Annotated in this window: 11 protein-coding genes; 5 read left to right on the top strand and 6 right to left on the bottom strand. The window is 52.0% G+C overall.

The window, feature by feature from the left end; genetic code table 11:
• Nucleotides 1–96 precede the first annotated feature (96 nt).
• The 6 genes from folK to thpR form a co-directional block, all read right to left on the bottom strand.
• On the bottom strand, nucleotides 97–576 hold the full coding sequence (gene folK, locus C3D30_RS13555) for a 2-amino-4-hydroxy-6-hydroxymethyldihydropteridine diphosphokinase (protein WP_105286983.1): 480 nt from the start codon (nucleotides 574–576) through the stop codon (nucleotides 97–99).
• A complete protein-coding gene (pcnB, locus tag C3D30_RS13550; RefSeq protein WP_206748363.1) occupies nucleotides 573–1970 on the bottom strand; it encodes a polynucleotide adenylyltransferase PcnB in 1398 nt (465 codons plus the stop codon). Before pcnB ends, folK begins: the two co-directional genes overlap by 4 nt.
• A gap of 59 nt (nucleotides 1971–2029) precedes the next feature.
• Nucleotides 2030–2926 carry a tRNA glutamyl-Q(34) synthetase GluQRS gene (gene gluQRS / locus C3D30_RS13545; RefSeq protein WP_176242447.1) on the bottom strand — a complete coding sequence of 299 codons (897 nt, stop codon included), beginning with the start codon at nucleotides 2924–2926 and terminating at the stop codon, nucleotides 2030–2032.
• 66 nt (nucleotides 2927–2992) lie between these two features.
• Nucleotides 2993–3448, bottom strand: a complete 456-nt coding sequence (gene dksA, locus C3D30_RS13540; protein WP_001155227.1) for an RNA polymerase-binding protein DksA — start codon at nucleotides 3446–3448, stop codon at nucleotides 2993–2995.
• Between the two features lie 177 nt (nucleotides 3449–3625).
• Entirely contained in the window at nucleotides 3626–4330 is a 705-nt protein-coding gene (gene sfsA / locus C3D30_RS13535; protein WP_000672746.1) for a DNA/RNA nuclease SfsA, read from the bottom strand.
• A gap of 14 nt (nucleotides 4331–4344) precedes the next feature.
• A complete protein-coding gene (gene thpR, locus C3D30_RS13530; RefSeq protein WP_001294673.1) occupies nucleotides 4345–4875 on the bottom strand; it encodes an RNA 2',3'-cyclic phosphodiesterase in 531 nt (176 codons plus the stop codon).
• Between the two features lie 73 nt (nucleotides 4876–4948).
• On the opposite strand from thpR, the gene hrpB reads away from it, so the two are divergent.
• The 5 genes from hrpB to fhuA all read left to right on the top strand — a co-directional run bounded on the left by hrpB (nucleotide 4949) and on the right by fhuA (nucleotide 15961).
• Nucleotides 4949–7378: an ATP-dependent helicase HrpB gene (gene hrpB / locus C3D30_RS13525; protein WP_010351088.1), complete on the top strand. Its 2430-nt coding sequence runs from the start codon at nucleotides 4949–4951 to the stop codon at nucleotides 7376–7378.
• 132 nt (nucleotides 7379–7510) lie between these two features.
• Nucleotides 7511–10015 (top strand): bifunctional glycosyl transferase/transpeptidase, encoded by a 2505-nt coding sequence (mrcB, locus tag C3D30_RS13520; protein ID WP_000918199.1) that lies wholly within the window; start codon nucleotides 7511–7513, stop codon nucleotides 10013–10015.
• A 326-nt stretch (nucleotides 10016–10341) separates the two neighbouring features.
• Complete coding sequence (locus tag C3D30_RS13515) at nucleotides 10342–12498, top strand: DNA methyltransferase (RefSeq protein WP_000986361.1); 2157 nt, start codon at nucleotides 10342–10344, stop codon at nucleotides 12496–12498.
• On the top strand, nucleotides 12498–13463 hold the full coding sequence (locus C3D30_RS13510; protein WP_000323818.1) for a hypothetical protein: 966 nt from the start codon (nucleotides 12498–12500) through the stop codon (nucleotides 13461–13463). Before C3D30_RS13515 ends, C3D30_RS13510 begins: the two co-directional genes overlap by 1 nt.
• A gap of 254 nt (nucleotides 13464–13717) precedes the next feature.
• Entirely contained in the window at nucleotides 13718–15961 is a 2244-nt protein-coding gene (gene fhuA / locus C3D30_RS13505; protein WP_000135209.1) for a ferrichrome porin FhuA, read from the top strand.
• Nucleotides 15962–15968 lie beyond the last annotated feature (7 nt).

Here is a 15968-nt window from a genome sequence, read left to right as displayed (position 1 = left end):
CCAATAAAGGATAACTCTTATTATCTTAATCGAATTTATTTGGCAATTGAGGTGGGGGTATTTTCAGAAAAAATTTATATTCAGTGCAAAAATGAATTACCATTTATTTAATTTACTGAAGCCTTTTGTTTTTAAAAGACCAACTAAATTGTCCCCATCAGGAAATACCACGTCAGGCGCAATCTCAAACAGCGGCCACAGCATAAAGCCACGATTTTTCATATCGTAGTGTGGAACGGTCAGGCGTTCGGTATTTATCACTTCATTACCAAACAGCATGATATCGAGATCCAGCGTGCGCGGTCCCCAACGTTCAGCTTTGCGGACGCGGCCTTGCTGCAATTCAATACGCTGTGTGTGATTGAGTAACTCTTCAGGTGCGAGAGTGGTTTCCAGCGCCACGGCAGCATTCAGATAATCAGGTTGATCCTGCGGACCCAGCGGCGGGGTGCGGTAAAACGAAGAAATGGCAAGAATGCGGCTTTCAGGGATATCGCCTAATGCTTTCACGGCAGCATTGACCTGCTCCAGCGGAGAGGCCAGATTGCTGCCTATGGCAATATATGCCACTGTCATGCGGTGCCCTCACGACGTGGTGCGCGTTTGCGTGGGCGGCGAGTACGACGACGAGCTGACGGTTCTTCATCCAGTTCGTTAAGCATCCCTTTTTGGTCTGGCGGCGCGGAAACCTGGAACTCACCCCACCATTTCACCAGACGTTGCAGTTCAGCGTTACGCTCAACTTCAGCTCGCAAGGCCAACAGGTCGTAAGCCGCACGGAACTTTGGATGCTCCAGCAGTTTCCATGCGCGTTTACCCTGACGACGGGACATACGCAACTGTAGCTGCCAGATATCGCGGGTTAAAGTCGTCAGACGTTTCGGGATCGCCAGTGAACGGCAGGCTTCGTCCAGCACATCGTTCATCGCCAGCGCGAAAGCGTCGTGATAGGTCAGGCCGCTTTCCTGGGCGATCTTCTGTGCTGTTTCCAGCAGTGGATACCAGAACATGGCGGCAAACAGGAACGCCGGGTTCACACGCATATCGTTATGGATACGCGTATCGGTATTCTTCAGAACCTGCTCAATGATCCGCTCCATCGGGCTGTCGCCATTTTCCGTGAAGTAACGGGTAATGGTCGGGAACAGCGGCTGGAACAGATGATATTCACACAGCAGTTTATAGGTTTCGTAACCGTAGCCCGCTTGTAGCAGCTTAAGAGACTCTTCAAACAGGCGCGCCGGAGGGATATCGTTCAGCAGGGTAGCGAGGCGAGGGATCGGTTCTGCGGTTTCCGGGCTGATGCGCATACCCAGTTTTGCTGCAAAACGTACCGCGCGCAGCATACGTACCGGATCTTCACGGTAGCGCGTTTCCGGGTTACCAATCAGACGGATAACACCGTCTTTCAGATCTTTCATGCCGCCAACGTAATCACGGACGGTAAAATCTGCGACGCTGTAATACAGGCTGTTGATAGTAAAATCGCGGCGCTGGGCGTCTTCTTCGATGGAACCGAAAATGTTGTCGCGCAGCAACATGCCATTTTGCCCGCGTTGGGAGGTCGTGCGGTCGCTGACGTTACCTTCGTGGTGTCCACGGAAGGTTGCGACTTCGATAATCTCCGGGCCAAACATCACATGAGCAAGACGGAAACGGCGACCCACCAGGCGGCAGTTACGGAATAGTTTACGCACCTGCTCAGGCGTGGCGTTGGTGGTCACGTCAAAATCTTTCGGCTTTTTGCCAAGTAACAGGTCGCGCACGCCGCCGCCAACCAGCCAGGCTTCGTATCCCGCTTTATTGAGCCTGTACATTACCTTCAGGGCATTTTCACTGATATCTTTGCGGGAGATAGCATGTTGCTCACGCGGGATCACCGTCACCTGGGGACGGGCGGCAGCCTGTTCAGCCTCGCTTTCCTCGCGGCTTAGCACCTTGCGGCAAAAATTAGCGACTCGGGTAAAAATAGTACACCTCGGTAGTGTCAAACATCATTCAGGACAAAAAAATAGCGGCTAATCATAGCTCAGCATGACGCATTTGAGAATGTTGAATTTACAATTGCCGACTCAGGCACGGCGGTCAGCGTCCAGTTTTTGACGGCTGACTGAAGGATTTGCTCGACGCTGAAATCCTGCCAGTGTGTTTCTGCCTGCTGACCCAGAAATTGAAGCGCGGCGATTAACACCGGGCGAGGATCGCCTTTCGGCAACGCAGGCGCATGATTCTGCTTGGAAAGTTTAGCGCCTTGTGCGTTAAGCGCCAGCGGCAAATGAATGTAATCTGGCACCTGCCAGCCAAAAAGCTGGTACAGCGAGATTTGTCGCACCGTCGGTTCAATCAAATCTGCGCCACGGACAATTTCTGTCACGCCCAGGAAGTGATCGTCAACCACCACTGCCAGGTTATAGGCGAACAAACCGTCACGGCGATGAATAATAAAATCTTCCCGCGCCAGTTTTTCGTCAGCGTGAATAATACCGCGCAGCTGATCGGTAAACTGGGTGACCGGATGCTGCTGGCGGATGCGTACTGCTGCGTTTTCTGGGGAATGATGTAATTCACGGCAATGACCGTCGTAAATACCGCCAATGCTGTGAATACGCGCACGCGTACAGGTGCAGTAATAACTTAGCCCTTGCTCACGTAACCAGGCGAGTGCTTCGCGATAGGCGTCATGACGTTGCGATTGCCAGAGAACATTGCCGTCCCAGTACAGACCGTAATGTTCCAGCTGGCGCAGGATTGTCTCTGCGGCACCGGGAACTTCACGAGGCGGGTCGATATCTTCAATGCGTACCAGCCAGCGACCTTGCCGGGCGCGTGCCTGTAGATAGCTACCAAGCGCGGCAATCAGAGAGCCAAAATGAAGCTCGCCGGAAGGAGAGGGGGCGAAGCGACCAATATAGTGTGTGTCTGTCATCTCGTTGAACAAAAAATAAGGCGGGAGCATTTCCCGCCTGTGGTAAACGTGATGGAACGGCTGTAATTAGCCAGCCATCTGTTTTTCGCGAATTTCAGCCAGCGTTTTGCAGTCGATGCACAGATCGGCTGTCGGGCGCGCTTCCAGACGACGAATACCAATTTCAACACCGCAGGATTCGCAGTAGCCGAAATCTTCGTCTTCCACTTTTTTCAGCGTCTTCTCGATCTTTTTGATCAGCTTACGCTCGCGATCGCGGTTACGCAGTTCGAGGCTGAACTCTTCTTCCTGGGCTGCACGGTCTACCGGGTCCGGGAAGTTGGCTGCTTCATCCTGCATATGTGTAACGGTGCGATCGACTTCATCCCTGAGTTGATTACGCCATGCTTCCAGAATACGACGGAAGTGCGCCAGCTGGGCTTCATTCATATACTCTTCGCCCGGCTTCTCCTGATATGGTTCCACCCCAGCGATGGCGAGAATACTCAGGGACGATGTTTTACGGTTTTGCCCTTCTTGCATGTTGCTTCTCCTTAACACGCACTATCGATCCCCATGTTCGGGGGAAAAATGAGGCCGCTATAAATAGCAGATGCTTTTCCGGATAGCAATTATCTAAACGTAACACTTGACAACTGTGTGAGGAAAAGCGTATTTGCGCACGCGACCAGAATGTAAATTAACCAGTTACTTACTTTACTACAATGTAACCGGCAGTGATTTTTTAAGAGCCATGCCTTCAGCAGAAAGTTCCGCTTTATAAGCCAGAATTTCTACCCCCTTCTGTTGAGCCTCTGACAATAGTTGCGCGTATTTCTCATCGATGTGGCGCGCGGGTGAAAACCGTGTAATGGCTGAATGCAGCACGGCAAAAAAAATCACTGCACGCTGACCTTCAGCTGCTACGCTCATCAACTCCCGAAGATGTTTCTGACCTCGTTCAGTGACTGCATCGGGAAAGTATCCCTGTTCATTTTCCGCTAACGTAACCGATTTCACTTCAATATAGCAGTCAGGTCGAAACCTCGCCTGTAACATGAAGTCAATACGACTGCGCTCGGCGCCGTATTTTACTTCGCTTTTCAGCGAGCTATAGCCTGACAGTTCCGAAATATCCCCATTGAGGATAGCCTCTTTCGTCAATCTGTTTGCCCAAAGTGTATTGACGCAAATAAATGCACCGCTTTGGCTTTGGGTCAATTCCCAGGTGTGTGGATATTTCCGTTTTGTGTTGTCGGAAGTGGAATACCAGACGGTATCGCCAGGCGTTGCACAACCGGTCATCGCACCTGTATTAGGGCAGTGTAGCGTTAATTCGCGGCCATCGGGTGTGATCACATCGGCTAAAAAGCGTTTATAACGCTGAACCAGCGTGGCGCGTTGTAGAGGGGGTGAAAATTTCATTGTGACAACCCTTGTTATTGCGTCAGTGTCCAGCGTTTTAGCGGCGTGTAGCGTGTGCGCCCACGGGCAAACGAGGAGGCGTAGAGGGTAAACTCCGTCACCGCATATGACCAGTTAAAACCAGGCTGCGGGATTGTCACCGCCTCGCTGGCGTCGCGCAATAAGGTGATATGCGGATGAAACGGTCGATTGCTTTGAAAACAACCACTGCGAGCGGCCTGCGAACGGAGCATATTTGCTAACTGGATTAAGCCGCGCGGTGGCTGGCGCATCCCTAACCACACCACGCGCGAACGCAGCCACTGACCGGCGTCATCAAGCGTCAGAGTGAAGCCCGGTTGACGAATACGTCCGGCTAAAAGAGAAAGCGCCTTCTCTTTCTCTGCGCTCACTTCGCCTAAAAACGCCAGCGTCAGATGCAAATTTTCGGCGGCAACCGGGCGCCCCGCTTCTGGCGGAAATTGTGCGGCACGCCAGTGGATAATCTGTTCGCGAATTTCTGCGGGTAAGTCGATGGCAAAGAACAGCCGTTGCGGTTCAGACATGTGAGGCACTCGGTTATGAATTACCGCGATGCTACAATGTGGCGCGAAGAATGTTAACCCTCAGGAGCGTTTTGTGTCGTCGTTGCCCGTTGCTGCCGTCTTACCTGAATTACTTGCTGCTCTCGATACCGCACCGCAGGTGTTATTAAGCGCGCCGACCGGAGCCGGGAAATCGACCAGGCTGCCGCTGCAACTGCTGGCGCATCCAGGCATTAACGGAAAAATTATCCTGCTGGAGCCACGGCGTCTGGCGGCACGTAACGTTGCGCAACGACTGGCGGAGCTGCTTAACGAAAAGCCTGGTGACACGGTTGGCTACCGGATGCGTGCGCAAAATTGCGTGGGGCCGAATACCCGACTGGAAGTCGTTACTGAAGGTGTACTGACGCGCATGATCCAACGCGATCCAGAACTAAGCGGCGTCGGTATGGTGATCCTTGATGAATTTCATGAACGCAGCTTGCAGGCTGATCTGGCGTTGGCGCTATTGCTGGACGTGCAACAAGGGCTGCGCGATGACTTAAAGCTGCTGATTATGTCGGCTACGCTGGATAATGACCGCTTACAGCAGATGCTGCCAGAAGCGCCGGTTGTTGTTTCTGAAGGACGTTCTTATCCGGTTGAACGCCGTTATTTGCCGCTGCCTGCTCATCAACGCTTTGACGAAGCCGTCGCGGTTGCTACCGCCGAATTGCTGCGTCAGGAAAGCGGATCATTACTGCTATTTTTACCCGGCGTCGGAGAAATTCAGCGCGTTCAGGAACAACTGGCTTCGCGCATCGGCAGTGATGTGTTGCTCTGCCCGCTGTATGGTGCGTTGTCGCTGAACGATCAGCGAAAAGCGATCCTCCCCGCACCACAAGGAATGCGCAAAGTGGTGCTGGCGACCAATATTGCTGAAACCAGTTTAACTATTGAAGGTATTCGTCTGGTGGTAGACAGCGCCCAGGAGCGTGTAGCGCGCTTTGATCCGCGCACGGGGCTTACGCGACTGATTACTCAACGCGTTAGTCAGGCATCAATGACGCAACGCGCCGGGCGTGCCGGGCGTCTGGAGCCGGGCATTTGTTTACATCTGATAGCCAAAGAACAGTCAGAACGCGCTGCCGCGCAAAGTGAACCGGAGATCTTACAAAGCGATCTCTCCGGTTTGCTGATGGAATTACTGCAATGGGGATGCAGCGATCCGGCGCAGATGAGCTGGCTGGATCAACCGCCAGCGGTGAATCTACAGGCGGCGAAACGTCTGTTACAAATGCTGGGGGCGCTGGACGGTGATCGGCTAAGCTCGAAAGGGCAGAACATGGCGACGCTGGGTAACGACCCGCGTTTAGCGGCAATGCTGGTGAGTGCGAATAGCGACGACGAAGCCGCGACCGCCGCAAAAATTGCCGCCATTCTCGAAGAGCCGCCACGGATGGGGAATAGCGATCTGGGTGTGGTGTTTTCGCGCAATCAACCGGCCTGGCAGCAACGCAGTCAGCAACTGTTAAAACGCTTAAATGTGCGTGGTGGCGAGGCAGACAGTTCGCTTATCGCGCCGCTTCTCGCCAGGGCGTTTGCCGATCGTATTGCTCGCCGCCGTGGGCAAGAGGGGCGCTATCAACTGGCGAACGGCATGGGAGCGATGCTGGACACCGATGATGCCTTAAGCCGCCATGAATGGCTGGTAGCGCCGTTATTATTGCAGGGCAGCTCCTCGCCGGATGCGCGAATTTTACTGGCGCTACCGGTCGATATTGATGAGTTAGTACAACGCTGCCCGCAGCTGCTATATCAATCTGACACCGTTGAATGGGACGATGTTCAAGGTACGTTGAAAGCCTGGCGTCGGCTGCAGATTGGTCAGCTCACAGTAAAAGTACAGCCGCTGGCGAAACCGTCGGAAGATGAATTACATCATGCAATGCTCAACGGTATTCGCGATAAAGGTCTAAGCGTACTTAACTGGACGCCGGAAGCGGAACAGCTACGTTTGCGTTTGCTGTGTGCTGCGAAGTGGCTACCGGAATATGACTGGCCAGCGGTTGATGAGGCAAATTTGCTGGCGACGCTGGAAACGTGGCTGCTGCCACATATGACCGGAGTGCATTCACTGCGAGGTCTGAAATCACTCGATATTTATCAGGCGCTGCGCGGATTACTTGATTGGGGAATGCAGCAACGGCTGGATAGTGAACTTCCTGCGCATTACACTGTGCCGACGGGAAGCCGGATCGCCATTCGTTATCATGAAGATAACCCCCCTGCGCTGGCGGTGAGAATGCAGGAGATGTTTGGCGAAGCCACCAATCCGACGATTGCCCAGGGGCGCGTGCCGTTGGTGCTGGAGCTGCTTTCACCCGCCCAAAGGCCGCTGCAAATCACGCGTGATTTAAGCGCCTTCTGGCAAGGGGCGTATCGCGAAGTGCAAAAAGAGATGAAGGGGCGTTATCCCAAACATGTCTGGCCGGACGACCCCGCCAACACCGCGCCGACGCGCCGGACGAAAAAGTATTCGTGAGGTTGGTTTTCTCCCTCTCCCTCAAGGGAGAGGGAACCGATCGAGCACAAAATTTGAGAGATATCTTCTTCTGTCTTGCAACGGAAGAACAGAAAATCGGGCTTTTGCGCCTGAATATTGCGGAGAAAAAGTATGGCCGGGAATGACCGCGAGCCAATTGGACGCAAAGGGAAACCGACGCGTCCTGTCAAACAAAAGGTAAGCCGTCGTCGTTATGAAGATGACGATGATTATGATGACTATGAGGATGAAGAACCGATGCCGCGCAAAGGTAAAGGCAAAGGGCGTAAGCCTCGTGGTAAACGCGGCTGGCTCTGGCTGCTACTGAAACTGGGCATCGTATTTGCGGTGTTAATCGCCGTTTATGGGGTTTATCTCGATCAAAAAATTCGCAGCCGTATTGATGGCAAGGTCTGGCAATTGCCAGCGGCAGTTTATGGTCGGATGGTAAACCTTGAGCCAGACATGACCATCAGCAAGAACGAGATGGTGAAACTGCTGGAGGCAACCCAGTATCGTCAGGTGTCGAAGATGACCCGTCCTGGCGAATTTACCGTGCAGGCTAACAGCATTGAGATGATCCGCCGTCCGTTTGATTTCCCGGATAGTAAAGAAGGGCAGGTGCGTGCGCGTCTGACCTTTGATGGCGATCATCTGGCGACCATCGTCAATATGGATAACAACCGTCAGTTCGGTTTCTTCCGCCTTGATCCGCGACTGATAACGATGATCTCTTCGCCAAACGGCGAGCAACGTCTGTTTGTGCCGCGCAGTGGCTTCCCGGATCTGCTGGTGGATACCTTGCTGGCGACGGAAGACCGGCATTTCTACGAGCATGACGGTATCAGCCTCTACTCCATCGGACGTGCGGTTCTGGCGAACCTGACTGCCGGACGCACGGTGCAGGGGGCGAGTACGCTGACGCAACAGTTGGTGAAAAACTTGTTCCTTTCCAGTGAGCGTTCTTACTGGCGTAAAGCGAACGAAGCTTACATGGCGCTGATCATGGATGCGCGTTACAGCAAAGATCGTATTCTTGAGCTGTATATGAACGAGGTGTATCTCGGTCAGAGCGGTGACAACGAAATCCGTGGTTTCCCGCTGGCGAGCCTGTATTACTTTGGGCGTCCGGTGGAAGAGTTGAGCCTTGATCAGCAGGCGCTGCTAGTTGGTATGGTGAAAGGTGCGTCAATTTACAACCCGTGGCGTAACCCGAAACTGGCACTGGAGCGGCGTAATCTGGTGCTGCGATTGCTGCAACAACAGCAGATTATTGATCAAGAACTCTACGACATGTTGAGTGCGCGTCCGCTGGGCGTTCAGCCGCGCGGTGGGGTAATCTCTCCACAGCCTGCTTTTATGCAACTGGTACGTCAGGAGCTGCAGGCGAAACTGGGCGATAAAGTGAAAGATCTCTCCGGCGTGAAGATCTTCACTACCTTTGACTCGGTGGCTCAGGACGCCGCAGAAAAAGCTGCCGTGGAAGGCATTCCGGCACTGAAGAAACAGCGTAAGTTGAGCGATCTGGAAACGGCGATTGTGGTCGTCGACCGCTTTAGTGGCGAAGTTCGTGCGATGGTCGGTGGTTCAGAACCGCAATTTGCGGGCTATAACCGTGCGATGCAGGCGCGTCGTTCGATTGGTTCACTGGCAAAACCGGCGACTTATCTGACGGCCTTAAGCCAGCCGAAAATCTATCGCCTGAATACGTGGATTGCCGATGCGCCCATCGCGCTGCGTCAGCCGAACGGTCAGGTCTGGTCACCGCAGAACGATGATCGTCGTTATAGCGAAAGCGGTAGAGTGATGCTGGTGGATGCGCTGACGCGTTCGATGAACGTGCCAACGGTAAATCTGGGGATGGCGCTGGGGCTGCCTGCGGTTACGGACACCTGGATTAAGCTGGGCGTGCCGAAAGATCAGCTGAATCCGGTTCCGGCGATGCTGCTGGGGGCGTTGAACCTGACGCCAATCGAAGTGGCACAGGCATTCCAGACTATCGCCAGCGGCGGTAACCGCGCACCGCTTTCTGCACTGCGTTCAGTGATTGCTGAAGATGGTAAAGTGCTCTATCAGAGCTTCCCGCAGGCGGAACGCGCTGTTCCGGCGCAGGCGGCGTATCTGACACTATGGACCATGCAACAGGTTGTGCAGCGTGGTACGGGTCGTCAGCTTGGGGCTAAATATCCAAATCTGCATCTGGCAGGGAAAACAGGGACTACCAACAACAACGTTGATACTTGGTTTGCGGGCATTGACGGCAGCACGGTGACCATCACCTGGGTAGGCCGCGATAACAACCAGCCAACTAAACTGTATGGCGCCAGTGGGGCGATGTCGATTTACCAGCGTTATCTGGCGAACCAGACGCCAACGCCGCTGAATCTTGTACCGCCGGAAGATATTGTGGATATGGGCGTGGACTACGACGGTAACTTTGTTTGCAGCGGTGGTATGAGAACCTTGCCAGTATGGACCAGCGATCCTGATTCGTTGTGCCAGCAAAGCGAGATTCAACAGCAGCCGTCGGGCAATCCGTTTGATCAGTCTTCTCAGCCGCAGCAGCCTGCGCAACAGGAACAGAAAGACAGCGACGGCGTAGCAGGCTGGATCAAGGATATGTTTGGCAGTAATTAACGTTCTTAGGTAGTAATGCGTTGATACTAATGGCAGGTTCTCTGTTGATACAGGGAACCTGCTAAATTTAGTGGGATGCAAATATCAGAAGAAATTGACCTGTTTAATATTCAACGCAATGAATTTAAATATTTTTTGCGTGAAGCATTCTTCCTTTGATGCCAAAAGACATCCTCTCAGAATGGTCGATGAAAGCGTATCGACACAGCCTTTGCCGGACTTAATGAGAAAGCGAATCAAAAAGGTAAATAGTGAATGACTATAGCAGTGCACGCTAATGAGGTATCTCTCAACGTTGTTATTGGTATTAATGAGGGGGGCAAAAGATGATGCGCTCTGGTCAGCAAGTATCACATCCTGAGAATCACTATCAGGCATTATTGCAGGAAATTATGGCATTAAGTGGCCTGGATCCGAAAGGCGTGGCGCAGTATCTCGGCACTTCTTACATTGCAGTTACTCGCTGGATTCGCGGAGATATTGAACCCAGTGCCGATACGATAAAAGAATTGCATGAGCTACTTGCGAAGCTCAATGCGGGTCTGGCGATCGATCTTGCAAATCTGAATACGACACGAACATTCGCCTCTCGTGGGATACGTAAAAAAACCACAGCCGACAAATATGAAGGCACGATTGTGCTGCGCGATGAGCCGGGCCCGGCTCTGCTCTCCCGACTTAAAAAAGGAGAACTTTGGGGCAATGGTGAATACCAGTTGGCTGAAATTCTTTCATCGCATCCTGAAGCCGCGCAGACCGTGAAAGAGGCTGTAGCGGAGGGCGTTTCAGCAGGAAAGAATACGTATACTTATGACGCGCATACATATCACACCAAAGTTCCGCCTCAAGGGATTGCCCAGGTGCTGCAAAAATATTTGCCCGAAGGCGGACTGGTGCTTGATCCCTTTGCGGGAAGCGGTATGACAGGGGTTGCGGCGCTGACGACCGGCCATGATGTCATTCTCAATGAACTGTCACCTGCAGCCAGTTTTATCGCTAATCGATTTACATCGCAATGCGATCCCGCTGCGCTCGCGGCGGCGGTAAAAGTAGTTACTGAGAGTCTGGCGGATCTGCGCAAAACCCTTTACACAACGCAATGCCGTACCTGTGGAAAAGAGGCGGAGTTGCTCTTTACTGTCTGGTCATACAAAGTCATTTGCAGCGAGTGTAGTAAGGAGTTTGTGCTTTGGGACGAATGCCGTAGCTACGGTAACACTGTGCGCGAACATAAATTTTTGCGCGAGTTCCCGTGCCCTTATTGTCATCATCAGGTCAAAAAATCGCGCCTTGCCCGAACGACGCCAGTGCCGGTTCTTGTGGGGTATAAATGCTGCGGTAAAGCTCAGTCCGAGGTGCCGCCTGTGGAGGCCGATCTCAAGCTCATTGCCGCAATTGACGCAGGCAAATATCTTGCTGAGGGGTTCATCCCGGATTTCGAGCTGCCAGATGGAGTGAATCTGGCACAGCCCAAGCGTCATGGTCTGACTAACATAAAGCATTTTTATACTGCCAGAAATCTGGCGGCGATGAGCCAGTTGTGGAAAGCGATTCATCGCGTTGAAGATACCAATATTGCCGCATTTCTCGGCTTTGTTTTCACTTCGCTCTATCAGCGTGTGACCCGGCTTTCTGAGTACCGTTTTTGGGGCGGCAGCGGTAATACGGCAAATTTTAATGTCCCGTATATTTTCAATGAAGCGAATATCTTTTTGACCTTCGAACGCAAGGCCAGATCAATTATTGATCACCTTGAAACCACGGCTAAAGCTTACGTTGGCCGTTGTCAGGTTAAAACGGGTTCCGCGACCGATCTTTCGTTTCTACCGGATAATAGTGTTGATTTGATTTTCACCGATCCGCCGTTTGGAGCCAACATTAACTATAGCGAAATGAATATGTTGTGGGAGTCCTGGTTAATGTCCTATACGGATGCCACGGATGAAGCCATAGTTAATCGCGTACAAAAAAAGGATGCCAACAGATATCAGGAATTAATGACGCAGAGTCTGGCTGAAAGTTATCGTGTGCTAAGACCAGGACACTGGATGGTGTTGGTATTTATGAACTCTTCGGAGGACATCTGGAATCGTCTGCGTAATGCAGTGCTGGATGCTGGTTTTACCATTGAAAGGATCGATATTTTCGACAAGCAGCACGGTACGTTTAAGCAATTTGTTAGCGATAACACCGCAGGTGCTGATCTCATGCTGCATTGTCGTAAAGTTGAAAATGGCAACAAGCAGGAAGTGTCAACGGCGGAGACGAAAACCATTTCAGTTAAGGAATTCCTGAGCCAGCGAAATGGTACGATCCCCGTGCTTCCTTATCTGCACGTTAAACGTGAGGCTGATATTGATTATCGCACTCTCTACAGCGAATATCTGGCTGAAAGTCTTTTACTGCATGGGAAAATGTTGGACTTCGCGACCTTCAGGTCTCAGGCAATTGCTCTTTTGGAAGGTAATAAGGATCCGTTGTAATGGCATACTTACAAGCATTTACTGATACTGAAAAGGTATTTGCTAAACGGTGGTTGGCAACTCAGGTTGCCGCCATGATGGGCAGAAAGCTGGAGGAAGGCGACTGGAGCCGCGTTTACTGCCTGGCAAAAAATATTCCCGATGGTGGCTGGAGCAATTTACATATTGATGTCAATTATCAGGGATTGGGGCTGGAGATGAAACTCTTGCGCATAGCAGGCCTGCGGGACAGACCGATCAAGTCAGTCTGCGGTACTACGCTTATGCACCCAGCTGCAACGCGTTCGATCCGTATTGATGATACCACTCGTGATGCTAACGATGTGATGCATGACGTCTTCCAGCAATACGCAGAGCTTATTGAACGTCGAACGCAAACGGTAAGAGATGCCGCACCTCATAAGACCCCTGATATGCGTACAGGCTGGCTGCTATGGGAGGATAGTCTGACGGAATTCCTCTATTTTGAAGAGCGGATGATCCCGCCAAATCCGGAGCAGTACACAGCAGTATGGAATGTTACTCCAGCTAAAGGGGCACGTAAGGCCAGCAAAAGTTTGTGGATATATGACCGGGATACAAAGCAGAAACGCTATTCAGTGACGACGAGTGCGGGTATCAAGATCCAGCCATATTTTGACGTGCCGCTGCCGTCAGACGAGAATCTTTGCTATTTTCGCGTGCAGAGTGAACCGGTGAATGAAGAGATCGTCCGCATGTGGGTTTCTGCCTCTACGGCTCAGGCACTAAAAAGCCGTCTGGGTTCGCTCGATACCGCCACCATGAATGAAGCAATTTTCCGTGCCATTGAACAGAGTGAGAACAACACTCAGGCGCCGGAAGTTGATGAAGGACTGGCGGTTTCTATAGATATCAGTAAACAAGCGCACGTTCAGCTCGCGGAAGCCTGGGAGGCCGTGAGCGATGAGCACCGCGCGCAGCTTCTTCTGAAAGCGCTATCCTGACGCTGCTTGTGTAGACTGGGGAATAAATCACTACGCCTTGTGGAGTGAATGAACACAGGGCGTAGATAAGTCAAGTTCAGTAACATCCCGCCTAAACAATTAACCCTTTCTTTTCATCTGATTGTTTATTGACCCTTCAGGGGCGCGCATATTGCGTACCGCTTGCGAACCCGTCAGCCTTTCGAATATTATCTTATCTTTATAATAATCATTCTCGTTTACGTTATCATTCACTTTACATCAGAGATATACCAATGGCGCGTTACAAAACTGCTCAGCCAAAACACTCGCTGCGTAAAATCGCAGTTGTAGTAGCCACAGCGGTTAGCGGCATGTCTGTTTATGCACAGGCAGCGGTTGAACCGAAAGAAGACACTATCACCGTTACCGCAGCACCTGCACCGCAAGAAAGCGCGTGGGGGCCGGCGGCTACCATAGCAGCGCGACAATCCGCTACCGGCACCAAAACAGATACGCCGATTCAAAAAGTGCCACAGTCTATTTCTGTTGTAACCGCCGAAGAGATGGCGCTGCATCAGCCTAAGTCAGTCAAAGAGGCACTTAGCTACACGCCGGGTGTCTCTGTTGGTACGCGTGGCGCATCCAACACCTATGACCACCTGATCATTCGCGGTTTTGCCGCAGAAGGCCAAAGCCAGAATAACTATCTGAACGGCCTGAAGTTGCAGGGTAACTTCTATAACGATGCGGTCATTGACCCGTATATGCTGGAACGTGCTGAAATTATGCGTGGCCCGGTTTCCGTGCTTTACGGTAAAAGCAGCCCTGGCGGCCTGTTGAACATGGTCAGCAAACGCCCGACTACCGAACCTCTGAAAGAAGTTCAGTTTAAAGCCGGTACTGACAGCCTGTTCCAGACCGGTTTTGACTTTAGTGATGCGCTGGATGATGACGGCGTTTACTCTTATCGCCTGACCGGTCTTGCGCGTTCTGCCAATGCTCAGCAGAAAGGGTCAGAAGAGCAGCGTTATGCTATTGCGCCGGCGTTCACCTGGCGTCCGGACGATAAAACCAATTTCACCTTCCTTTCTTACTTCCAGAACGAGCCGGAAACCGGTTATTACGGCTGGTTGCCAAAAGAGGGAACCGTTGAGCCGCTGCCGAACGGTAAGCGTCTGCCGACGGACTTTAACGAAGGCGCGAAAAACAACACCTATTCTCGTAATGAGAAGATGGTAGGGTACAGCTTCGACCACGAATTTAACGATACCTTTACCGTGCGTCAGAACCTGCGCTTTGCGGAAAACAAAACCTCGCAAAACAGCGTTTATGGTTACGGTGTCTGCTCCGATCCGGCGAATGCTTACAGCCAACAATGTGCGGCATTAGCGCCTGCGGACAAAGGCCATTATCTGGCACGTAAATACGTCGTTGATGATGAGAAACTGCAAAACTTCTCTGTTGATACCCAGTTGCAGAGCAAGTTTGCCACTGGCGATATCGACCACACCCTGCTGACCGGTGTTGATTTCATGCGTATGCGTAACGACATCAACGCCTGGTTTGGTTACGACGACTCCGTACCGCTGCTCGATCTGTACAATCCGGTGAATACCGATTTCGACTTCAATGCGAAAGATCCGGCAAACTCCGGCCCTTACCGCATTCTGAATAAGCAGAAGCAAACGGGTATTTACGTTCAGGATCAGGCGCAGTGGGATAAAGTTCTGGTCACCCTGGGTGGTCGTTATGACTGGGCGGATCAAAAATCTCTTAACCGCGTTGCCGGGACGACCGATAAACGTGATGACAAACAGTTTACCTGGCGTGGTGGTGTTAACTACCTGTTTGATAATGGCGTAACACCGTACTTCAGCTATAGCGAATCGTTTGAACCTTCTTCCCAGGTCGGAAAGGATGGTAATATTTTCGCACCGTCTAAAGGTAAGCAGTACGAAGTCGGCGTGAAATATGTGCCGGAAGATCGCCCAATTGTGGTGACAGGTGCACTGTATAATCTCACCAAAACCAATAACCTGATGGCGGACCCTGAGGGTTCTTTCTTCTCGGTTGAAGGTGGCGAGATCCGCGCACGTGGCGTAGAAATCGAAGCAAAAGCGGCGTTGTCGGCGAGTGTTAACGTGGTGGGTTCTTATACCTACACCGATGCGGAATACACCACCGATACTACCTACAAAGGCAATACGCCTGCGCAGGTGCCAAAACACATGGCTTCTCTGTGGGCTGACTACACCTTCTTTGACGGCCCACTTTCAGGTCTGACGCTGGGCACCGGTGGTCGTTATACTGGCTCCAGCTATGGTGATCCGGCTAACTCCTTTAAAGTGGGAAGTTATACGGTCGTGGATGCGTTAGTGCGTTATGATCTGGCGCGAGTCGGTATGGCTGGCTCCAACGTGGCGCTGCATGTCAACAACCTGTTCGATCGTGAATACGTCGCCAGCTGCTTTAATACCTATGGCTGCTTCTGGGGCGCAGAACGTCAGGTCGTTGCAACCGCAACCTTCCGTTTCTAATTTCTCT

The organism is Escherichia sp. MOD1-EC5433 (assembly GCF_002966005.1).
GTDB lineage: Bacteria > Pseudomonadota > Gammaproteobacteria > Enterobacterales > Enterobacteriaceae > Escherichia > Escherichia ruysiae.
This window is presented reverse-complemented; position numbering and strand designations above follow the sequence as displayed.

Bases quoted from the DNA above. Each gene is read 5' to 3' on its own strand.
- dksA (WP_001155227.1), bottom strand. From the start codon at position 3,448: ATGCAAGAAGGGCAAAACCGTAAAACATCGTCCCTGAGTATTCTCGCC.
- thpR (WP_001294673.1), bottom strand. From the start codon at position 4,875: ATGTCTGAACCGCAACGGCTGTTCTTTGCCATCGACTTACCCGCAGAA.
- sfsA (WP_000672746.1), bottom strand. From the start codon at position 4,330: ATGAAATTTTCACCCCCTCTACAACGCGCCACGCTGGTTCAGCGTTAT.
- C3D30_RS13515 (WP_000986361.1), top strand. From the start codon at position 10,342: ATGATGCGCTCTGGTCAGCAAGTATCACATCCTGAGAATCACTATCAG.
- gluQRS (WP_176242447.1), bottom strand. From the start codon at position 2,926: ATGACAGACACACACTATATTGGTCGCTTCGCCCCCTCTCCTTCCGGC.
- folK (WP_105286983.1), bottom strand. From the start codon at position 576: ATGACAGTGGCATATATTGCCATAGGCAGCAATCTGGCCTCTCCGCTG.
- C3D30_RS13510 (WP_000323818.1), top strand. From the start codon at position 12,498: ATGGCATACTTACAAGCATTTACTGATACTGAAAAGGTATTTGCTAAA.
- mrcB (WP_000918199.1), top strand. From the start codon at position 7,511: ATGGCCGGGAATGACCGCGAGCCAATTGGACGCAAAGGGAAACCGACG.
- fhuA (WP_000135209.1), top strand. From the start codon at position 13,718: ATGGCGCGTTACAAAACTGCTCAGCCAAAACACTCGCTGCGTAAAATC.